Genomic DNA, 19,319 nt, shown 5'->3' with positions numbered 1-19,319 from the left:
GAGCATCCGTTAGATAGCGTCAGGATCAGTCAGTACCTTGCGAAACGTCTCCACCAGCGGCCGCAAGTTGATCCGATGCCATGCCGCCCACAGCGGTGTGGTGTAACTCAGCCACGGCAGTTCGCGCAGTACCACGCCGGGCGGTGCGTTGCGGCTCAGGCCTTTTTGCACCATTGCCACGCCCAGCCCGGAGGCCACCAGGCCCAATGCAGTGAAGGGCTCGCTGGCTTCCATGGGGATCTGGGGAGTGAAACCTGCGCGGATGCACGCGGCCACGAAGTCGTCAGCCGGGTTGGCGCCGGGTTTGCGTTGCACGCCGATCCATTGCTGGTCGGCCAGGTGCTCGGGCAGCAACTCGCGCTGGCGTGTCAGCGGGTGGTGTTCCGGCAAGGCCAGCAGCATCGGGTCATCGAGCACTTGCCGGGCGGTCAGGTCCGGGTCGTCGGCCGCGGGCGGTTCGCCCACCAGGGCAATATCCAGGCTGCGCTGGCGCAGGCCTTCCAGTTGTTCGAGGGAGGGCAGGTTATACAACTTGATATGCACGTTGGGCCGGTCATCGCGCAGAACGCGCAAGGCGTTGGGCAATACACCGGCGTGCATGGCGTTCTCGATATAGCCGATGCACAAACCGCCTTCTTCACCCCGGCCCAGGCGCTTGCCCAGGGACTCCAGGCGGTTGGCGTGGGTCAGCAACGCCCTGGTTTCGGCGAGGAAGGTCTGGCCGTCGCGGGTCAGGCGGATACGTTGCTGGCTGCGTTCGAACAGCGTCAGGCCCAGGCGTTCTTCAAGCTGGGCGATCTGCCGGCTCAAGGGCGACTGGGAAATGTGCAGGCGCTCGGCGGCGCGGCCGACGTGTTCCTCTTCGGCGACCACTTCAAAGTAGCGCAGTTGGCGTAGATCAATCATGTCAGACCTGCTGGGACTCAAGTTGGTCCCAGTATGTCTTGGACGGTCCGACCTAGGCAATCTAGGATCTGCTCAACGGTCGACGCGACCTTGAACCGATTGAGGAACCATCATGAGCTTGAAAGACAAACTACCCGGCGTATTGGGCTTTGGTACCGCACCGCTGGGCAATATGTTCCGCGCCATTGCCGAAGACGAAGCCCGGGCCACTGTCGAGGCCGCCTGGAATCATGGCGTGCGTTATTTCGATACCGCGCCGTTCTACGGTTCGGGGTTGTCGGAAATCCGCCTGGGCCAGGCGCTGTCGCACTACAACCGTGACGACTACGTGCTCAGCACCAAGGTCGGCCGGGTGATTCTGGACGAAGTCGAAGACAGCGCCCGTGACCTGGGCGAGAAAAGCGGTGTGTTCGAACATGGTCGTCCGAACAAAATGCTCAATGACTACAGTGCCGACGCCACCCTGCGTTCGATTGAAGACAGCCTGCAGCGCCTGCAAACCGATCGTCTGGACATCGTGTGGGTTCACGATATCGCCCAGGACTTCTACGGCGACCAATGGCTGGAATACTTCAACCAGGCCCGTACCGGTGCCTTCAAGGTGCTGACCCGCTTGCGCGAAGAAGGCGTGATCAAGGCCTGGGGCCTGGGGGTGAACCGCGTCGAACCGTGCGAACTGACCCTGGACCTGGCCGAAGCCCAGCCCGACGGCTTCCTGCTGGCCGGCCGCTACACATTGCTGGACCACGACCGCGCCTTGCAGCGCCTGATGGAGGCGGCACTCGCGCAGCACGTTGAAATCGTCGTCGGTGGTCCCTACAGCTCCGGCATCCTCGCCGGCGGCGCGCACTTCGAATACCAGCAGGCGAGCCCGGCGATCATCGCCAACGTCGAGCGGATCAAAGCGATTGCCCTGGCGTTTGGCGTCAGCATCAAAGCCGCTGCGCTACAGTTTTCCCTGGCGCACCCGGCCGTGGCGGCAGTGATTCCCGGTGCCAGTCGTCCGGGGCGTATTGCCGAAGACGTGGCGGCGTTGTCAGAGCAGATACCAGCAGCCTTCTGGCAGGCGCTGCGCGATGCGCAGCTGATTTCGCTTCGCGCGCCTCTGCCACTTTGACTTCAGGAGTTCAACCATGAAAATCGATGTAAGCGGCAAAGTGGCGATCGTCAGCGGCAGCACGGCGGGGATCGGCCTGGGCATCAGCCAGGCCCTGGCGCAGTCCGGCGCCACCGTGGTGGTGATCGGGCGTGATACCGGGAAAGTTGACGATGCGGTGGCGAGCATTCGCCAGGCGGTGCCGGGCGCCCACCTGCGTGGGCTGGTGGCCGACCTGGGTACGGCCGAAGGCGCCGAGACACTGTTCGCCGCCGAACCTCGCGCCGACATCCTGGTCAACAACCTGGGCATCTTCAATGATGTGGATTTCTTCGAGGCCCCGGACAGTGAATGGACGCGCTTCTATGAGGTCAATGTGATCTCGGGCGTGCGCTTGGCGCGGCATTATGTGCCGGGCATGGTCGAGCAGGGCTGGGGGCGGGTGATCTTCGTGTCATCCGAATCCGGCGTGGCGACTCCGGCGGACATGATCAACTATGGCGTGACCAAAAGCGCCAACCTGGCGGTGTCCCACGGCCTGGCCAAGCGCCTGGCAGGTACCGGTGTAACGGTGAATGCGATCCTGCCGGGGCCGACCTTTACCGACGGGCTGGAACACATGCTCAGGGACGCCACGCAAAAATCCGGGCGCACCGCGCGGGACGAAGCTGACGTGTTCGTGCGCAGTGCACGGCCGACGTCGATCATCCAGCGTGCGGCGAATGTGGATGAAGTGGCCAACCTGGTGGCGTACATTGCTTCACCGCTGTCATCTGCCACCACCGGTGCCGCGTTGCGGGTCGACGGTGGTGTGGTCGACAGCATGGCGATCTGAATTTTTTTAATGCTCTGGAGTATTTACCGTGGCAACAGCCTCTTCTGTGATTGAAATCCCTGCGTCCGCGGACCAGGTCTGGAACCTGATCGGCGGCTTCAACAGCCTGCCCGACTGGCTGCCCTTTATCGCCAAGAGCGAGCCGGGCGAAGGCGGCCGCGTGCGCCACCTGCATACCGCCGATGGCGGTGAGATCGTCGAGCGGTTGCAGACTTTCGACAATGTGGCGCGCACCTACAGCTACACCATTGAACAGTCGCCGTTTCCGGTGAGTGCCTATCTGGCGACCGTGCAGGTTGAAGCCTTGACTGACGCGTCGGCGAAAGTGACCTGGTCCGGGGTGTTCACGCCGGCTGCGGGCACTACGGATGCGGCGGTGGAGGAACTGTTTGCCGGCGTGTACAGCGGTGGCCTGGAGGCCCTGCGCGGCAATTTTCCCGGCTGATATCTATCGGGGGCGGGGGCTGCGCCAACGCTCAACAGCTCCCATACTCGACAGATAGGCATGGGCTGCGGTGCCGGCCTGTTCGGGCGTCAACGCTGCCGTATCGAGCGTGAATGGCGGCGTGTCCCAGGCTTCATACTCGTGCGCCAGCACCGATGGCCACGTCGGCGGCAGCAGGCCTGGAATATCGCCCTCACGGCTCTCCACTCGGCGCCGATGCGCCTGCTGATCAGAACACACCACCTGAATATCGATCAGTTCGACGCCCCCCGCCAGCGCCACGGCCCGCCAAGCCTCGCGGCTTTCCCTTACCGGGTTCACACAGTCAGCGATTACCCGCTGGCCCACGCGCAAATTACTCAATGCCAGCGCATTCGCCACGCCATAGCCGCTGGCACCCACATCGCCCGCCAGTACGCCAGACTCGCGCAGCGCGTGTTCGATCACATCGATGCGCAGGTATACCGCGCCCATCCGGCGTGCCAATTCCCTGGAAATCGTGGTTTTGCCGGTACCGGGCAGGCCGCTGAATACGATAAGCATGGTCCACCAACCTTCTGCAGGAGCGAGCTTGCTCGCGAAAAACGTCAACGATAACGCGTAGCGCCAGGTAAAAACCTGTTGTCCTTGCGCTTTTCGCGAGCAAGCTCGCTCCTACAGGGGTGTTAGAGTAGGGCTGCCGAGTTGACCACAGGACTGCCCATGACTTTACCTTTCGTGAAGATGCACGCCCACGGCGACGACTTCATCATCATCGACCGCCGTGGCCAGGATAACCCCATTACCCCCGAGATTGCCCGGCGCCTGGGTGATCGACCCACCGGTATCGGTTTCAATCAGCTGGCCGTGATCCTCGACTGCGAAGACGCCGCCGCCCGCGTGCAGTTCTGGAACACGGACGGCACGCCCCTGCAAACCTGCGGCAGCGCGACACGGGGTGTGGCGGATCGCCTGATGCATGAGGCCGGTACCCACGCCATCGTGCTGCGTACCGACCGAGGTTTGCTGACGTGCGTGCGCGTCAGTGGCCAGCGCGTCTCGATAGACATGGGCGCGCCTTCGTTGGAATGGGCCGGCGTGCCGCTGGCCAAGGCAATTGACACCCGCGTGCTGCCTATCGACGGTGAGCCGGCCGCCTGCGGCATGGGCAATCCGCACTGCACGTTTTTCGTGGACGACATCGCCGCCGTCGATGTCGAAGCCGTGGGCCCGGCCCTGGAACGCCATCCGCTGTTCCCGGCCAGGACCAATGTGCATTTTGTGCAGGTGCTCGACCGCAACCGTATTCGTCTGCGCATCTGGGAGCGTGGTGGTGGCGTGCCTTTGGGCTCCGGGTCGTGTTGCTGCGCGGCGGTGGTCAATGGCGTTCGACGCGGGCTGCTCGATGACAAGGTAGAGGTCGAATGCGACGGCGGCACCCTGACAGTGCAGTGGGACGGGCAGGGCGGGGTGGTACTCACGGGCAGCGTCGAGCCGATCATGCAAGGTGCGGCGTACCTGCCTGGAACGTCACGCTGAAAGTGGTGCCGCGCGTCGCGCAGGAGTTCACCGCCACATCGCCGCCGTGCACCCTGGCCAGTTCGCGCACGATATACAGGCCCAGGCCCACGCTGCGCACATCGCTGCCCTGGTGGGTGCCGCGGGTCATGGGCTCGAACAGCCCGGCCTGCAACGCCTCGGGAATCGCCGCGCCGTAGTTGTGCACCGAGACCTCGGCGCCCCTGGCACCCAGGCGTGAAGTGATGGTGATCGGCCGTTGCAGGTCGCCATAGGCCACGCTATTGGCGACGAGGTTGCCGATCACCTGCTGCACACGGTCGGCATCCAGGCATGCATCGCCCCGGCCCTCGGCTTGATGCACCAGCGTGGCCTTGGGGAAGGCCACCCGCAGTTCGTCCACGGCGCGATGAATCACACTGTGCAAATCCAGCGGCTGGGCCCTGATGGTGATGCCCTGGCCGACCCGGGCCTGGGTGAAGTCCAGCAGATCGGCGATCATGCGCTGGGCGCGTTCGGACGACTGGTCGATATGCCCGAGCAACTGGTGCTCCTTGGCCGTGCGCTCGCCGCGTCGAAGAAAGTCCGACGCCATGCGGATCGCGGTCAGAGGGTTCTTCAAGTCGTGGCTGACGATCGCCACCATTTGTTCGGCGAACAACGCGCGTTGCTGGGCAATGGCATAGGCCTCGCTCAATTCGACCTGGGCTTGGTGCAGCGCCCGTTCGGTGGCGGTTTTTTCCTCAAGCAGCGCTTCGGCCAGCTTGCGCGCATTGAGCAGCTCGCGCTCGTACTTGTCGCGGTCGGTGGTGCCGAACAGCGCCAGGTCATACACCACGCCGTCGGCCTGCTGGCGCTGGCTGGCATTGAGCAGCACCGTGACTTTGTGCCCGTCGCGATGGCGAATGTCGAGCTTCACCTCGTTGACGCTGCCATGCATACGCAGCATCGGCGCCAGATGGGTCTGGTAGAAAATCCGCCCGCCCATGGTCAACAGGTCTTGAAAGCGTTGCCCGATCAGTTGTACCGCGCTGAGGCCGAGCCAGTCGCTCAAGCGCTGGTTGGCGTGCACAATCGTACCGTCTTGGCGGGTCACCGCCAGGGCACAGGCGGCGTTGTCGAACAGCGACTCAGCCGGCACTGACGCCTGCCCACGGCGCCAGGAACTGATCCATCGCCGCCGCGCACGCCTGGGGCGCACTCATATGCGGGCAGTGGCCGATGTTGTCCACCAGGTGATAGGTGCTGTTGGGCAGCACGCTGTGCAGGTATTCGCCCACGGCCACGGGCGCGATCAAGTCGTCGCTCGACTGCAGGATCAATACGGGCGTGGTCAGGCCGATCACATCCTGGCGGTTGTCCGAAAGAAAGGTCACCCGGGCAAATTGCCTGGCGATGTCGGGTTCGGTGCGGCAGAAACTCGCGGTCAGTTCGGCACTGAGTTCAGGTTGCTCCGGGGCGCCCATGATCACCGGGGCCATGCTGCTGGACCAGCCAAGGTAGTTGCTGTCGAGGGTGTCGAGCAGGTCGTCGATATCGTCGCGCTTGAAGCCGCCGACGTAACCGTCGGTGTCGATATAGCACGGCGATGGGCCAATCATCACCTGCGCCGCAACACGCCCCGGGGCGAGGCGGTCGGCGAGGGTGCCGATCATTGCGCTGACCGAGTGCCCCACCAGAATCACCGGGCCTTGGGCGTAGGCGTCGATAATTTCGTTGAGATCGCGGGCATAGCCGCCCAACGTGCCGTATTTGTCTTTATCGAACGCGCTGAGGTCCGACAGCCCGGCGCCCACCAGGTCATACAGAACCACGCGAAAGCGTTCGCGAAAATGCGGCGCCAGGGCATTCCACATCGCTTGGTTGCAGCCAAAGCCATGGGAAAACACCAAGGTCGAAGCGCCTTGGCCCATCACACTGACGTTGTTGCGGTGACGTAGGTCCATGGCGTTCTCGTAGATGGCTTATTGCTATGCAGCGCAGCCGCAGTTTAGAGAGTCGCGGGCCCTGGGTCACGCGTTTGCGCGCAGATAAGGTAAAGTCGGCGCCTTCAGGAAGAAACTTCAGGTAACAATACATGATGGCGATTCTACGGCAATCGGTCTTGAGCGTGCTGGTTCTGGTACTGGCCAGTCTGTCGATCACCGCCAGGGCCGACATCTCGCCCATCGGCGTTGCGCTTGACCAGCGGGTCATTGACCTGACGAACACCCTCGACTCCGACAGCGTCCAGCGCCTCAAGCAGCAACTGGCCGACCTTGAACAGCGCAAAGGCGCGCAGGTGGCCGTATTGCTGGTGCCCAGCACCGGTGACACCGGTATCGAAGACTATGCCAACCACCTGTTCCGCGCCTGGAAGCTGGGGCGCAAGGACGTCGACGACGGCATCCTGCTGGTGGTGGCCAAGAACGATCACACGTTGCGCATCGAGGTGGGCTACGGGTTGGAAGGCACGGTCACCGACCTGCTGGCCCATCGCATCATCGAAGAGCGCATCACCCCGGCGTTTCGCCAGGGCGACTTTGCCGGCGGTGTTCAACAGGGCGTGGACGCGCTGACGGTGCTGGTGGACGGCGGCGACCTGCCCGAGGTGGCCGCGCCCCGGATCAATCCGCAATTTTTTGCGCTGCTGGCGGCGTTTGTTCTGGGTGGCCTGCTGGGTGTACTGCTCGCTGGCGGCAAGTTGCATTGGCGCAAAGCCTTGATCGCCGCGGTGGCGGCGACGCTGTTGCTGACATTGCTGGGCGGGGGGCGGGAGTGGCCGATGTTTCTGTTTGTCATGCCGCTGACCTTGTTGATCGGCGGTGCCCTGTTTGGCGCATTGTGGCAGGTGCGAGCGCTGTTCTACGGTGTGATCGGGCTGTTGATCTATATCGCCGCTCTGGTGGTGGCGGACCGGTACGTGGACGTCAATTTTATCCATTGGCTGCTGTGGCCAGTGTGTGTGTTGGTGGTACTGGGGTTGTACCTGGTGCTGCTGCTGATCATGCGGCAAACCTGGCGAACCAGCCGCACCGGTTTTGTCGTGCGACTGGTGGCGGCGGTCGTAGTGTATGGGGTGGCCGGGCTGGTGATCGATCACGGCCGCGACGGCTGGCTGCTGGCGTTCCCTATCGCGTCGTTCGTCGCGTTGATTCTTTTCGGCAAGGTTGGCGAAGGGTCGGGCTCGGGCTCGGGCGGTGGCTCGGGTTCAAGTTCCAGCGGGTCCGGTTCCAGCAGCAGCTCGTCCGGTGGTGGTGGTTCCAGTGGCGGCGGCGGGGCGTCGGGGAGTTGGTAACGACGTAGAAGCTGCCACTGAAACCCAAATGTGGGAGGGGGCTTGCCCCCGATAGCAGTGGTTCAGTCAATTCATACAGTGACTGACACACCGCCATCGGGGGCAAGCCCCCTCCCACAGTTTTGACCGCGTTGGGCATGCCAGGTTGGTCGGCTGCAGTTCTTGCAAAAACAGAAAACCCACTGAGACTCTGTATCAAACCCCACTCAACAACTTCCCGCCGTCCATCCGGCGCTTATACGCGCTGTCCCGACTCGCCAGCCAGAAGTACAACGGCGACGTCACCACCAACCCCACCACCCACGACAGGTCCGCGCCGTTGATGTGTTCGGAAATCGGCCCGACGTACAGCGGCGTGTTCATGAACGGAATCTGCACCGCAATCCCCACCGCATATGCCAGCAACGCCTGGGGGTTGTACTTGCCATAGATGCCGCCATCTACGCGGAAGATCGAGGCGATGTCGTATTGGCCCTTGTGGATCGCATAGAAGTCGATCAGGTTGATCGCGGTCCAGGGCACCAGCACCACGAGCAGCACCAGCACCATGTCGACGAAGTGGCCGATGAAGTCTTTGGAGGCAAACACTGCCGCAATTGCGCAGGCCACCAGCACCACAATCGAGATCACCGCGCGGCTTTTCGCCGTGGGGATCCAGCGGTAGGCGAAGGTCTGCACCAGGGTGATGATCGACAGCACCGCGCCGTACAGGTTGAGGGCGTTGTGGCTGATCACGCTGAGCAGGAACAGCACCAGCATCAATGGGCCGATGGAACCGGTGGCGAGCTTGACTGCTTCCATGGTGTCCATGCCGACGGGCGTGGCGAGCACGGCGACGGCGCCGAAGATGAACGCCAGGCTCGAACCCAGGGCCGAACCCAGGTAGGTGGTCCAGAAGGTGGAGGCGACGGGTACATCGGCGGGCAGGTAGCGCGAGTAGTCCGAGACGTACGGCGCAAAGGCGATCTGCCACAACGCGGCCAGGGACACGGTGGCCAGCCAACCGGAAATGTTGAAGCTGCCGCGGGTCAAAAAGTCGCTGGTCTGCACATGGGTAAAGATGTAGCCGAAGCCCAGCACGATGCCGGCGCCGAGTACCCAGGTGCCGATACGGTTGAGCACATGAATGAAGCGATAGCCGATGATGCCGATGATCCCCGAGCCGATGGCGCCGATCACGATGCCGACCGGCACCGGTACCGCATCGACTACACCGTGCAGGGACTTACCGGCCAGCACAATGTTGGAGGCGAAGAAGCCGATGTACATCACGCCGGCAATCACCACCACCAACAACGCGCCAAGGGAGCCGAACTGGGCGCGGCTCTGGATCATCTGCGGAATGCCCATCTGCGGGCCCTGGGCCGAGTGCAACGCCATCAACACACCGCCGACCAAGTGGCCGACGAGGATGGCGACGATGCCCCACACCAGGTTGAGGTGGAACAGCTGCACGCCCAAGGCGCCGGTGACAATCGGCAACGGCGCGATGTTGCCGCCGAACCACAGGGTGAACAGGTCTCTTACCTTTCCATGGCGATCTTCCGGAGGCACGTATCCAATCGTGTGTTTTTCGATAAGCGGGGCGGAGGATGTTGCAGTGGTAACCATGACGAGCTCCAAGGCAAGGTGAGTACGTGGACGTACTTCGCTGTGCGCAGCAACGGCGGCGCTTTGTTGTTGGAGTGATCATCTGCAATGGACATGGGGAGGTAAATTAGTAAGTTTGTTGCTACAGACCTTAAAAAAAGTATCTCGCGGTGATTTTTGCTCCGGTATGTTGCATGGGCTTCATTCGTTAAAAAAAGCCGGTTCTTCCTGCACTAGTCTGGGGCAAAACACCCTGTTTTCCGGAGGCCTGATGGCTGCCTACAACCTGCGCCAACTCAGATATTTCGTCACCACGGCCGAATGCGGCAGCGTCGCCGAGGCGTCGCGCAAGCTGTATATCGCCCAGCCGTCGGTGTCCACGGCGATCAAGCAGTTGGAAGACAGTTTTGGTGTGCAACTGTTTATCCGGCATCACGCCCAGGGCGTGTCCCTGACCCCCAGCGGCGCGCGGTTCTATCGCAAGGCGCTGGAGCTGTTGCGGGTGGCCCACGAGTTCGAACAGAACGCCTTGGCGGACAATGATGTGGTGGCCGGGCAGATCGATATCGGCTGCTTCGAAACCGTGGCGCCGCTGTACCTGCCGCGCCTGATTGCCGGTTTCAAGGCGCGCTGGCCGGGGGTGGAGATCCGTATTCGCGACGGTGAGCAACAGGAGCTGGTGCAGGCGTTGACCGCAGGCACCATCGATGTGGCGATGCTGTTCGAACACGACCTGGGCGGCTCCATCGAGACCACGCCGCTGATGCCGCCGCAGCAGCCGTACGCGCTGTTGCCGGCCGGCCATCGCTTTGCACAGCAGGCCAAAGTGTCGTTGGCGGACCTGGTATTGGAACCGATGATCCTGCTGGACGTGCTGCCCAGCCGGACCTACTTCGTGAGCATTTTTGAAGAGCGCGGGTTAACGCCGAATATCGTGTTCAGCTCGCCATCGATCGAAATGGTGCGCGGGATGGTGGGACGTGGGTTCGGCTTTTCGATATTGGTGACCAAACCGTTCAGCGAGTACACCTATGATGGGCAGCAGGTGGTGTGTATTCCGTTGGTGGAAACCGTGACCGGCTCCGGATTGTCGGCGGTGTGGCTCAAGCGCGCACCGCTGACCAAGCCGGTGCAGTTGTTCGTCGATTACTGCCGTGAAGAACTGGCGCGATTACTCGGATAAAAACACAAGGTCCAATGTGGGAGGGGGCTTGCCCCCGATTACGGTGGATCAGCTACAGATAAGTTGACTGATACACCGCTATCGGGGGCAAGCCCCCTCCCACATTGGATGGCTGGTGTATTTAGATGCGGAGCGAGTCCAGCATCCGCTGCAACATCGCATCGCAGCCCTTGAGCTGTTCCAGGCTGACAAACTCATCCGGCTTGTGCCCCTGGTCCATGCTCCCCGGCCCGCACACCACGGTGGGGATGCCCACTGCGTCAAACAGCCCGCCCTCGGTGCCAAACGCCACGGTGCCAAACTCCCTGGAACCGGAAAACGCCGCAATCAGCTCGGCGGCCTGGCTGCGCTCATCGGTGACCAAACCCGGGTAGGCCGACAACTCGGTGAACCGGATCGAACTCTGCCGGCTCACGGCCTGCATGCGCGGCAGTACCTCTTGCATGGCGTAGGCTTGCAATGCCTCGGCCACTTCGCCTGGATCCGTCGAAGGCAGGGCGCGGACTTCAAAATCAAACCGGCAATCGGCTGGCACGATATTCAGGGCCTTGCCGCCGCTGATCACTCCGGTCTGCACGGTGCTGAATGGCGGATCGAAGCGCGGGTCCTGGCGCGCGCGCAAGCGTTGGCCGATGCGCCCCAGCTCACCGATCAACTCGGCGGCGTGCTCAATCGCATTCACGCCGGACGGTGCATACGCCGAGTGACACGCCTCGCCATGCACCTCGCAGCGCATCGCCAGCTTGCCCTTGTGGCCGAGCACGGGTTTGAGCTCGGTCGGCTCGCCGATAATGCACAGCAACGGTTTCACCGGCCGTTGCTCCAGCACGCCGAGCAGCGAGCGTACACCGAGGCAGCCGACTTCTTCGTCGTAGGACAGGGCGATGTGCACCGGCAGGCGCAACGGCGCCTTGACCAATTCCGGCACCAGCGCCAGCACGCAGGCGATATAGCCCTTCATGTCGGCAGTGCCACGGCCATACAGTCTGCCGTCACGTTCGGTCAGTTGAAACGCTGGCAGCGTCCAGGGCTGGCCATCCACCGGCACCACATCGGTGTGCCCCGACAGCACAATGCCGGGCAGTTCCACCGGGCCGACGCTGGCGAACAGGTTGGCCTTGCTGCGCGACGCGTTGTAGATCAGCTCGCTGGCCACGCCGAAGCCGGCCAGGTAATCGCGCACGAATTCGATCAACTGCAGGTTGGATTCGCGGCTGGTGGTATCGAACCCCACCAGCGTCTGCAGCAGTTCGCGGCTGCGGCTCATCGCTCGTCCCCGGCCACGCCGTAGCCAGGCGAGCGGTCGGGGGCGAGGGCGCGATCGATGTAGTCCTGCACTTGCGGGCGGTAAGCGTCCCAGAGCTTTTGCAGTTCACCAATGGGCGCGTCATCGGCCCAGTCCACGCGCAAGTTGATGATCGGCCAGGTCAGCTCGCCCACCACCACCAGCGCAGCCGAATGCACCGGGCCGGCTTCGCCACCGGCGGCGATCGCGGCATGCATGGCCGCCAGTAAGCGGTCCGCCAGTTGGCCTTCGCCGTGTTCGAAGCCCTGGACCATCGCTTCGATCACCCCTCGGTCAGCGAGCATATTGCCCGCCGCTACGCACTGTTCGCCCGACACGGCGTTGTGGGTACCCAGGGTTTCGCTGCCGCTGAAATGCACGCTGCGGCCCAGGTGATCGATCGCGGTGAGTTGCCGGTATTGGCTGTAGCCGTTGCGCGTCAAGGCGCTGTCGATGGCATCGGCAGGCGTGAGGCCTTGCTCGAGCAAATCGAGCACGTCCGGTCCAAGGGCCGGCAACGTGATGTTCTGGGTGGCGACCGCGCCCACACCGGGGCGCAGCCATGGGCAGCGGGCCCCGACGGCGATGCTCGATGAGCTGATGGCGATGCCCAACTGGCCGGTTTCCGCGCAGCGGCCGACGATTGAAAAGGTCATGGATGGCTCCTTATTCGGGAATAACCGCGATCACATCGATTTCCATCAGCCACTGCGGCTGGCCCAGGGCCGAGACCACCAGCCCGGTGGAGATCGGAAACACGCCCTTGAGCCACTTGCCGACCTCCTGGTACACCGGTTCGCGGTAGCGCGGGTCGATCAGGTAGGTAGTGGTCTTGACGATATGGCTGAGGTCGCTGCCGGCTTCTTCCAGCAGTTGTTTGACGTTGCGCATGGCCTGTTCGGCCTGGGCCCGCGGGTCGCCAAGGCCCACCAGTTGGCCATCGAAATCGGTGCCCACCTGGCCGCGCACATACACGGTGTTGCCGGCGCGCACGGCCTGGCACAGGTCGTTGTCCAGGCTCTGGTTGGGGTAGGTTTGCTGGGTGTTGAACATGCGAATACGGGTGTGAGTAGGCATCGTGAAAAACTCCGGCAAGGGGATCAGGCGTTGACAGGGGACGGGCGAGCCACCGGGGCGGCTTCGCGGTACGCAAGGTATTGACGCTGAATGGCGATGTGGTCAGCCACGTACTTGGCGTCATGCCACACGCCCCAGATAAACGACGAGCCACGGCGTGATTGCCAGGGCAGTCCCAGGAAATAAATCCCGGCCTCGCTGGAGACGCCGCGCTGGTGGCGGGGCTTGCCGGCCGCATCGAACGTATCCACCTGGAGCCAGCTGTAGTCCACGGCAAAGCCGGTGGCCCAGATGATCGAGGTGATGCCGGCCTGGGCCAGGTCCAGTTCCAGGATCGGATCCTTGATGCAGTCGGCGTCCGGGAATACGCGGCGGGCGTCGGGCTCCAGGGGCAGGTCGAGGCCGTTGCGCTCGATGTAGGCATCCGCCGCATCCAGCAGGGCCAGGTAGTTCTCGTCGCCACGGGCCAGGTTGTCCACCAGGTTGGGTTGGAAGCTTGCCACGTTGCCACTGAAGGAGTGAGTGAGGCCGACCAGGATCATGCCTTGCTGGGCCAGCTCACGAAAATCGATGGTCTTGCCGCCGTGGGCGCCACTGACTGCGATGGTCACGTGCTCACGGCCAGGTTTCATCGCCGCCTGGTCCCATTCGCCCAGCACCCCCAGCCACCAGCAGAAATCCCGGTTGCGATAAGCGCGAGGGGGGCGGTCATGGGCGCCGACCGACAGGTATACCTGGCGACCGGCGCGCTGCAATTCGTCGGCGATCTGCACCCCGGAAGAACCGGCACCCACCACCAGCACGGCACCTGCCGGCAATTGCGCAGGGTTGCGATAATCGGCGGAATGAATCTGGTGCAGCGCGGTGTCTTTCGGCGCGATGGCCGGGATCACCGGCTTCTGGAACGGCCCGGTGGCGGCCACCACGCGGTTGGCTTCGATCACGCCTTCGCTGGTGTGTACGGTAAAGCCTGGGCGACCTTCGTTGCGCACCACCGAAGTGACTTCCACACCCGTGCGAATCGGCGCATTGAACGTGCGTGCATACGCTTCAAAGTAATCCGCTACGCGCTCTTTGGGCGCGAAGCCATCGGGCGCCACATCATCGAATTCCAGTCCGGGAAAGCGGTCGTGCCAGGCCGGCCCATTGGCGACCAACGAGTCCCAGCGCCCGGTGCGCCAGCGCTCGGCGATGCGGCTGCGTTCCAGCACCAGGTGCGGCACGCCGTGCTTGCTCAAGTGCTCGCTCATGGCCACGCCGGCCTGGCCGGCGCCCACCACCAGGGTGTCTGTTTTTGTTATTGCTTGGGTCATGTGTCTGTCCTTGCGTAATGCAGTTGGATTCAGCCTGGGCGTGACTTCAAGGCTAGGGGGAGGGTGGGGTTTAATAAAATATTATTAAGCTTGGGAGTGAGCATAAATATCGGATGCAGAGACGTGGACGCCACAATGGGATAGAGCTTGCTCGTAAATGCAGCGTGACAGCGAGAAGAAGTCGATGAGCATAAGCCGGTATATTTTATGCGTTAACCGCCAAACTCGAGTCAAGTGAGACCGAGTCGCAAATAAAAATAGATTGCAAATACTATCTAAATTTTAAAGATGATATGGATATCAGCAGAGTTGAAGAGCTGGTGGCCCGGCTTATCAAATGGATTCGCTAACAAAAAGCGCTTAAATTACAGTCCTTGCAACTCCTTGAGCTTATGCAGTTTTTTCTAAGAGTTGTCGGTGAAGAAAGCAATTTGCCATCTCGAAAAGTGTGCTCTCTCCCATCGTCTGAAACAACAAAACTCGTACCGGAAGACAAGACGTGCCCTTGATCAACAGCATTTGACACTCATAGCGGTAGGGTCTATTACTTTCCATGCCATTTCGGCACATACACACTCAAGGAGTTAACTATGGACAGTCAACAAGCAACTCAACTTGAACTGGATGAACAGTTGGTCGAAGTAGATCTTCACGCAGAAGTTGACGATGAACTGGTGTTCGCTATCTCAGCTCCAACGTCAAACAAAGAATGGCAAGAGTAATATAGCTTTTGCTTAATCCCAAAGCTAGGGCGCCCTAGCTTTGGGTACAAGGATGAAGTATGAAAAGCACACATGAAATTTTTGAGAAGCTTACACTCGTCGATCAATTAGAAGTACGCCCGGCATCAATAGTCGAGTATTACACTCGCAACAAAGTTCATCTTGCACCCTCCATGCCGCTGCGTGGCGGCGAGTTTTATACTGAAGCGTTCTGGCAAAAACAAATGCTGAATTATAAGTTGTCATTGGACGCTGACAGAGAGTTGCGCTTTATGATGTTGGATGGCGACGCTGTCATTGGCAGTATCCATTACGATCAGATCATTAAGGGGCCCTTTCAGGCCTGCTATCTGGGTTATAGCATCGATAGAGACTATCAGGGCAAAGGACTGATGCGAGAGGCATTGTTACACACCATCAGTCAGACACTATCAACGTTCGGGTTGAATCGGATCATGGCAAATTATGAGCCGTCTAACCAACGAAGCGGTAGATTACTCAAGTCATTGGGTTTTGAGCGAGAGGGCTATGCGAGAAAGTACCTTAAGCTAAATGGCACTTGGAAAGATCATATATTGACAAGCTATATTTCAGACTAGATTTCACGTGAGGTCTTACATGGACGTTATGCGTGCGCAGGAAATAAAGAAAAGGCTAGAACGTCGAGTCAAGGAAGTTGATGCATCTACTGTGTTGGCCCTGCTGGCGCCTGATAGCAATGTCATTGATATACGTGAGGACGAAGAAGTTATTCATGGCATGATACCGGGCGCTAAACACGTTAAGCGTGGAGCCCTGGAATCCTGGCTGGAAGATCATGTGCGCGATGTGGAAGATATTATAGTTTTATACTGCGAGTCAGGGAAGCGCTCAGTATATGCTGTTAACGCGCTGATGAGTTTGGGCTATAAAGATGTATCTTCGCTGCGCGGCGGTATAAATAACTGGAAGGCCCTTGGGCTACCGATTGAACAGCCTTCGAGTTTAAATAAATGCGATTTCACCCGATACGCTCGGCAAATGATGCTGCCCGAAGTCGGAATTCGAGGTCAGGAAAATCTGGCGGCTGCAAAGGTATTAGTCGTCGGAGCGGGGGGGCTTGGGTCGCCTTGCTTATATTACTTAGTCGCTGCAGGGGTTGGGACGGTAGGCATTGCAGACCACGACATTGTCGATCAGAGCAATCTTCACCGACAGATATTATACGATCAATATGATGTCGGCACACGTAAGGCCATTGCGGCAGAACGAAAAATCAAAAATCTGAATACTCATGTTAAGACTAATCTCTATATAGACGCCGTCACCGAAAATAACGCCGCCGACATAATTGCTTCTTATGATCTAATTATAGACTGCACTGACAATTTTGCAGTTCGGTATGCATTAAGTGATGCCGCAGTTAAAGTAAATATCCCTATAGTGCATGGCGCGGTGCATCGCTTTCAAGGCACGGTTGGAGTCTTTAATTTGCCAGGTGGGCCGTGTTACCGCTGTGTTTATCCTGAACCTCCTCCCAAAGCCCTATCTCCGAGCTGTACTGACGCCGGCGTATTAGGTGTAACTCCGGGCGTTATAGGCGTACTCCAGGCAGCCGAGGCAATTAAGTTAATTCTGTCGCCAGGCGCCGGCCGACATCACGCCTTGTTGAGATATAGCGGTACGAGCATGTCTTTAACGTCGGTGGAAATCGCAGCCCGTCCAGACTGTCCTTGTCAGTTGAGTAAGAAGAGTGAGGCACCGCAATGTCAAACACTTTTGTAGAAATACTCGATAATTTCTATCCTGACCCCTTAACTATCAGGAATCTAGCACTTTCGTTGGATTATTCCCCTAAGCTGGGTGCTAATTATCCTGGTGGCGAGGCTTATAGTGATACCGTTGATTGGGCGCCAGTCAAACAGCGGGTCTTCTCATGTGTGCAGAGTAAAAACGAAGAAAAGCCAATCCCCGGTAAAAATTTTCTACAAGGAAAATTCCGGCTTGCGAACAGTGCAGATAATGAAACCCGACCTGACGGGGTCCATCAAGACCAACAAAGATACTCGGCGGTTATCTACCTTTCTCGTAATCAAGACTTGTCCGGCGGAATAGGGCTGTATAAGTGTAAAGGCAGCGGGGAGTTGGCGATGACGACCAAGTGGGTTCAGATGATATCGATCAGGTCAAATGCCGTACCCGGCGATGAAGCGTTCACGGCTTATCTGAAATCCTACATGCGTGATTGGGACAACTGGCAGCAGATCGGAGAACTCCCTATGCAATTCAACAGGGCGATCATATTGATGTCCAGGTGTTTTCATGCGTCTACAGGCCTATTTGGCTCATCAAAAATTGACGGCCGCTTAACCCAGCATTTTGAATATTACATTTAGTTATAGGAGGGTGAATGGTCCATATCACACTGAGGTTGCCTGATACTGTCTCATCTGAACCTGAACTGGAAATGAACGCAGAACACTATCAGGATATACCCGCGCAACTAAAAAGAATTGATCGCGACACTTACGAAAATCTGTATATGGAAAGAGCTGGAAAAACCACGCTGAAGCCATTTGCAAGTGTGTTTATAAATAATAAATTATATTTTGAGTGCGCTGAGCAACTGAACGACGGGGACGTCGTTGAGATAACCATAGCCATCGCAGGAGGCTAAAGTGGATACAAAAAGACTGCAGGCGCAATATGTCAGGCTTCTGTATTCCGGAAATACAGCGGTTCTGGATGCCTCAGAAGAGGCGAATTATCTTCTCGCTCACCTTGATCACGCAAGGTTGGAAGTCGAATATAAAGCCAGAATCAGAAATTTGCGAACGACACTTCATGCAGATATGAAATTTCTGAATCGCTTCATAGATAAAGTTTCGTTATTAGAAGCGGTGGAATCCTATTGCGGTTCTGATGACTTCTGGAAACACCAGGGCCGGACGTTGCTTGAGGATTTTTGTTTGTTCTACTGCAACAATCATAGCCACGAGCCCAGATTGAGAATGCTGGCCGAGATAGAAGGCACCGTCTCCGGCATGTCGATTGGAAATGTTACGACGTCTCCTTGGGTTGGCCATCAACAAAAGATGCAAAACACCGTCGAGGTGTTGGCCGCACATTACATAAAAAATATAAAACAGTTGCAAACCGCAACCAGCATAGATGACTTTTCACCCACGCCTGATGGCGGGTTTTTTGAGCTCACCAAGGATGCGAACTCTATACGGATAAAAATGATGGGGGGGCTTAAATGAGCAATGTCGGCCTGGGCTTGGATTTTCAGCACTTGGGAAGCTACGGCGTTTCTTTTGAGAACTTGATTTCAGCCTGCGAAAGTTCGTTGTCCCATTACTCGATCGTAGCCATCACTAATTCAGAAGAAGCCAAACGATTTAAAAAGATGTCAAACGGTACTCCCTTGATACATCATTTTACCGGCGTGGCGCCTGGAGGAATAGAGGGTGTGAACCGACGGCAATTGGCCGTTCAATCAAACATTTCAAGCATTCTCGAGGCCAAGTGGTGCCTGGAAGACTTGGGTATATGGAACATTGGCCCTTACAGCATACCTTATTTCGCACCACCGGTTTTATGCGCTGCCACACTAGAACGTACCATCCAGGAAATTAAGGTTCTACAAGCAGAATCAGCGCTTGAGTTTCTGCCAGAAGTCCCATCCTGCAGTTTTGTAGTCGGTGACATTGGCTTGGGCGTCTTTTTTACAAAAATAGTAGACGCATGCGAGTGCAATATAGTCTTGGATATCAGTCACGTGTTTTCTTATGCGATTTATTATGATATTTCATTGAAAGAAGCATTGATGAGTTTTCCGTTGAATGCCGTCAAGGAATTCCACGTGGCTGGTGGTTCTGTACATCCGGAACATAAATGGAGATACAGAGATACACACAGTGAACATATTGTTCCGGCTGTCCTGGAGCTTATGGAGTTCGCCATTCCCTTGTGCTGCAATTTAAAAGCGATTACTTATGAGATCGGTATTGGCCTGCCCCTGGAGTTGCTGTCCGTGGAAATCGGAGCACTTAACGCGATATGTGAAAAAGTGGGGTTTGTTAAGGGTATTTAACTGACGTGCAGTTATACA

General features: G+C 58.8%; 22 protein-coding genes. 13 read left to right on the top strand and 9 right to left on the bottom strand.

Annotated features, from left to right (window positions below; all coding sequences use genetic code 11):
- Window positions 1-9: 9 nt before the first annotated feature.
- Entirely contained in the window at window positions 10-906 is an 897-nt protein-coding gene (locus BFQ04_RS12015) for a LysR substrate-binding domain-containing protein (RefSeq protein WP_065951019.1), read from the bottom strand.
- A gap of 112 nt (window positions 907-1,018) precedes the next feature.
- Here BFQ04_RS12015 and BFQ04_RS12010 point away from each other — a divergent pair, with 112 nt between their 5' ends.
- From BFQ04_RS12010 to BFQ04_RS12000, 3 genes are read left to right on the top strand one after another with little or no spacing between them, the layout of a single operon-like run.
- On the top strand, window positions 1,019-2,023 hold the full coding sequence (locus BFQ04_RS12010) for an aldo/keto reductase (protein WP_065951018.1): 1,005 nt from the start codon (window positions 1,019-1,021) through the stop codon (window positions 2,021-2,023).
- Window positions 2,024-2,039: 16 nt separating this feature from the next.
- Window positions 2,040-2,837, top strand: a complete 798-nt coding sequence (locus tag BFQ04_RS12005) for an SDR family NAD(P)-dependent oxidoreductase (protein WP_065951017.1) — start codon at window positions 2,040-2,042, stop codon at window positions 2,835-2,837.
- A 28-nt stretch (window positions 2,838-2,865) separates the two neighbouring features.
- Window positions 2,866-3,282, top strand: coding sequence for an SRPBCC family protein (locus tag BFQ04_RS12000; protein ID WP_065951016.1), 417 nt, complete (start codon window positions 2,866-2,868; stop codon window positions 3,280-3,282).
- A 3-nt stretch (window positions 3,283-3,285) separates the two neighbouring features.
- On the opposite strand, the gene BFQ04_RS11995 is transcribed toward BFQ04_RS12000, so the two are convergent.
- Window positions 3,286-3,825: an AAA family ATPase gene (locus BFQ04_RS11995; protein ID WP_065951015.1), complete on the bottom strand. Its 540-nt coding sequence runs from the start codon at window positions 3,823-3,825 to the stop codon at window positions 3,286-3,288.
- Between the two features lie 159 nt (window positions 3,826-3,984).
- Between BFQ04_RS11995 and dapF the strand changes: the two genes are divergently transcribed.
- Entirely contained in the window at window positions 3,985-4,800 is an 816-nt protein-coding gene (gene dapF, locus BFQ04_RS11990; RefSeq protein WP_065951014.1) for a diaminopimelate epimerase, read from the top strand.
- Here the strand turns inward: dapF and BFQ04_RS11985 are convergent.
- Window positions 4,760-5,920 carry a PAS domain-containing sensor histidine kinase gene (locus BFQ04_RS11985; protein ID WP_065951013.1) on the bottom strand — a complete coding sequence of 387 codons (1,161 nt, stop codon included), beginning with the start codon at window positions 5,918-5,920 and terminating at the stop codon, window positions 4,760-4,762. The two genes, dapF and BFQ04_RS11985, sit on opposite strands and share 41 nt — an antisense overlap.
- The gene (locus tag BFQ04_RS11980) at window positions 5,910-6,725 is read right to left on the bottom strand and encodes an alpha/beta fold hydrolase (protein ID WP_065951012.1); all 816 of its coding nucleotides are present in this window, start codon (window positions 6,723-6,725) and stop codon (window positions 5,910-5,912) included. Before BFQ04_RS11980 ends, BFQ04_RS11985 begins: the two co-directional genes overlap by 11 nt.
- A 131-nt stretch (window positions 6,726-6,856) precedes the next feature.
- Between BFQ04_RS11980 and BFQ04_RS11975 the strand changes: the two genes are divergently transcribed.
- Window positions 6,857-8,056 (top strand): TPM domain-containing protein, encoded by a 1,200-nt coding sequence (locus BFQ04_RS11975; RefSeq protein ID WP_065951011.1) that lies wholly within the window; start codon window positions 6,857-6,859, stop codon window positions 8,054-8,056.
- 195 nt (window positions 8,057-8,251) lie between these two features.
- On the opposite strand, the gene BFQ04_RS11970 is transcribed toward BFQ04_RS11975, so the two are convergent.
- Window positions 8,252-9,667, bottom strand: a complete 1,416-nt coding sequence (locus BFQ04_RS11970) for a purine-cytosine permease family protein (RefSeq protein WP_065951010.1) — start codon at window positions 9,665-9,667, stop codon at window positions 8,252-8,254.
- Between the two features lie 250 nt (window positions 9,668-9,917).
- Here BFQ04_RS11970 and BFQ04_RS11965 point away from each other — a divergent pair, with 250 nt between their 5' ends.
- Window positions 9,918-10,829 (top strand): LysR substrate-binding domain-containing protein, encoded by a 912-nt coding sequence (locus tag BFQ04_RS11965; RefSeq protein WP_065951009.1) that lies wholly within the window; start codon window positions 9,918-9,920, stop codon window positions 10,827-10,829.
- A gap of 121 nt (window positions 10,830-10,950) precedes the next feature.
- Here BFQ04_RS11965 and argE read toward each other — a convergent pair whose 3' ends face one another.
- The 4 genes from argE to BFQ04_RS11945 are packed head-to-tail and all read right to left on the bottom strand — an operon-like array spanning window position 10,951 to window position 14,504.
- A complete protein-coding gene (gene argE / locus BFQ04_RS11960) occupies window positions 10,951-12,096 on the bottom strand; it encodes an acetylornithine deacetylase (protein ID WP_065951008.1) in 1,146 nt (381 codons plus the stop codon).
- The gene (locus tag BFQ04_RS11955; RefSeq protein ID WP_065951007.1) at window positions 12,093-12,770 is read right to left on the bottom strand and encodes a DUF1028 domain-containing protein; all 678 of its coding nucleotides are present in this window, start codon (window positions 12,768-12,770) and stop codon (window positions 12,093-12,095) included. The genes argE and BFQ04_RS11955 overlap by 4 nt, the downstream gene beginning before the upstream one ends.
- A gap of 10 nt (window positions 12,771-12,780) precedes the next feature.
- Window positions 12,781-13,191, bottom strand: coding sequence for a RidA family protein (locus BFQ04_RS11950; RefSeq protein WP_065951006.1), 411 nt, complete (start codon window positions 13,189-13,191; stop codon window positions 12,781-12,783).
- A 23-nt stretch (window positions 13,192-13,214) separates the two neighbouring features.
- Complete coding sequence (locus BFQ04_RS11945; RefSeq protein WP_065951005.1) at window positions 13,215-14,504, bottom strand: flavin-containing monooxygenase; 1,290 nt, start codon at window positions 14,502-14,504, stop codon at window positions 13,215-13,217.
- 590 nt (window positions 14,505-15,094) lie between these two features.
- Between BFQ04_RS11945 and BFQ04_RS29985 the strand changes: the two genes are divergently transcribed.
- Genes BFQ04_RS29985 through BFQ04_RS11920 form a run of 7 tightly spaced genes read left to right on the top strand, consistent with a single transcriptional unit; the run spans window position 15,095 to window position 19,301 of the window.
- Window positions 15,095-15,226, top strand: coding sequence for a hypothetical protein (locus BFQ04_RS29985; RefSeq protein ID WP_256544580.1), 132 nt, complete (start codon window positions 15,095-15,097; stop codon window positions 15,224-15,226).
- A gap of 59 nt (window positions 15,227-15,285) precedes the next feature.
- The gene (locus tag BFQ04_RS11940; RefSeq protein ID WP_065951004.1) at window positions 15,286-15,825 is read left to right on the top strand and encodes a GNAT family N-acetyltransferase; all 540 of its coding nucleotides are present in this window, start codon (window positions 15,286-15,288) and stop codon (window positions 15,823-15,825) included.
- Between the two features lie 19 nt (window positions 15,826-15,844).
- Window positions 15,845-16,990, top strand: a complete 1,146-nt coding sequence (locus tag BFQ04_RS28555) for a ThiF family adenylyltransferase (RefSeq protein WP_083217971.1) — start codon at window positions 15,845-15,847, stop codon at window positions 16,988-16,990.
- A complete protein-coding gene (locus tag BFQ04_RS11935) occupies window positions 16,972-17,601 on the top strand; it encodes a DUF6445 family protein (RefSeq protein WP_065951003.1) in 630 nt (209 codons plus the stop codon). Before BFQ04_RS28555 ends, BFQ04_RS11935 begins: the two co-directional genes overlap by 19 nt.
- 14 nt (window positions 17,602-17,615) lie before the next feature.
- Window positions 17,616-17,882: a MoaD/ThiS family protein gene (locus BFQ04_RS11930; protein ID WP_065951002.1), complete on the top strand. Its 267-nt coding sequence runs from the start codon at window positions 17,616-17,618 to the stop codon at window positions 17,880-17,882.
- A gap of 1 nt (window position 17,883) precedes the next feature.
- Window positions 17,884-18,468, top strand: coding sequence for a hypothetical protein (locus BFQ04_RS11925; protein WP_065951001.1), 585 nt, complete (start codon window positions 17,884-17,886; stop codon window positions 18,466-18,468).
- Window positions 18,465-19,301 (top strand): multinuclear nonheme iron-dependent oxidase, encoded by an 837-nt coding sequence (locus BFQ04_RS11920; protein WP_065951000.1) that lies wholly within the window; start codon window positions 18,465-18,467, stop codon window positions 19,299-19,301. Before BFQ04_RS11925 ends, BFQ04_RS11920 begins: the two co-directional genes overlap by 4 nt.
- The last annotated feature ends 18 nt before the right edge of the window (window positions 19,302-19,319 follow it).

This window comes from Pseudomonas sp. 37 R 15, assembly GCF_900004865.1.
In the GTDB taxonomy this organism is placed as follows: Bacteria; Pseudomonadota; Gammaproteobacteria; order Pseudomonadales; family Pseudomonadaceae; genus Aquipseudomonas; species Aquipseudomonas fluorescens_AM.
The sequence above is the reverse complement of the archived record's forward strand: the minus strand, read 5'-3'. Positions and strand labels throughout refer to the sequence as shown.

Excerpts from the sequence above, each read along its gene's own strand:
- BFQ04_RS11970 (WP_065951010.1), bottom strand. The coding sequence starts at position 9,667 with ATGGTTACCACTGCAACATCCTCCGCCCCGCTTATCGAAAAACACACG.
- BFQ04_RS12005 (WP_065951017.1), top strand. The coding sequence starts at position 2,040 with ATGAAAATCGATGTAAGCGGCAAAGTGGCGATCGTCAGCGGCAGCACG.
- BFQ04_RS11930 (WP_065951002.1), top strand. The coding sequence starts at position 17,616 with ATGGTCCATATCACACTGAGGTTGCCTGATACTGTCTCATCTGAACCT.
- BFQ04_RS11950 (WP_065951006.1), bottom strand. The coding sequence starts at position 13,191 with ATGCCTACTCACACCCGTATTCGCATGTTCAACACCCAGCAAACCTAC.
- BFQ04_RS12010 (WP_065951018.1), top strand. The coding sequence starts at position 1,019 with ATGAGCTTGAAAGACAAACTACCCGGCGTATTGGGCTTTGGTACCGCA.
- argE (WP_065951008.1), bottom strand. The coding sequence starts at position 12,096 with ATGAGCCGCAGCCGCGAACTGCTGCAGACGCTGGTGGGGTTCGATACC.
- BFQ04_RS11935 (WP_065951003.1), top strand. The coding sequence starts at position 16,972 with ATGTCAAACACTTTTGTAGAAATACTCGATAATTTCTATCCTGACCCC.
- BFQ04_RS11980 (WP_065951012.1), bottom strand. The coding sequence starts at position 6,725 with ATGGACCTACGTCACCGCAACAACGTCAGTGTGATGGGCCAAGGCGCT.
- BFQ04_RS11955 (WP_065951007.1), bottom strand. The coding sequence starts at position 12,770 with ATGACCTTTTCAATCGTCGGCCGCTGCGCGGAAACCGGCCAGTTGGGC.
- BFQ04_RS11945 (WP_065951005.1), bottom strand. The coding sequence starts at position 14,504 with ATGACCCAAGCAATAACAAAAACAGACACCCTGGTGGTGGGCGCCGGC.
- BFQ04_RS29985 (WP_256544580.1), top strand. The coding sequence starts at position 15,095 with ATGGACAGTCAACAAGCAACTCAACTTGAACTGGATGAACAGTTGGTC.
- dapF (WP_065951014.1), top strand. The coding sequence starts at position 3,985 with ATGACTTTACCTTTCGTGAAGATGCACGCCCACGGCGACGACTTCATC.
- BFQ04_RS11940 (WP_065951004.1), top strand. The coding sequence starts at position 15,286 with ATGAAAAGCACACATGAAATTTTTGAGAAGCTTACACTCGTCGATCAA.
- BFQ04_RS11975 (WP_065951011.1), top strand. The coding sequence starts at position 6,857 with ATGATGGCGATTCTACGGCAATCGGTCTTGAGCGTGCTGGTTCTGGTA.
- BFQ04_RS11920 (WP_065951000.1), top strand. The coding sequence starts at position 18,465 with ATGAGCAATGTCGGCCTGGGCTTGGATTTTCAGCACTTGGGAAGCTAC.
- BFQ04_RS11995 (WP_065951015.1), bottom strand. The coding sequence starts at position 3,825 with ATGCTTATCGTATTCAGCGGCCTGCCCGGTACCGGCAAAACCACGATT.
- BFQ04_RS11965 (WP_065951009.1), top strand. The coding sequence starts at position 9,918 with ATGGCTGCCTACAACCTGCGCCAACTCAGATATTTCGTCACCACGGCC.
- BFQ04_RS28555 (WP_083217971.1), top strand. The coding sequence starts at position 15,845 with ATGGACGTTATGCGTGCGCAGGAAATAAAGAAAAGGCTAGAACGTCGA.
- BFQ04_RS12015 (WP_065951019.1), bottom strand. The coding sequence starts at position 906 with ATGATTGATCTACGCCAACTGCGCTACTTTGAAGTGGTCGCCGAAGAG.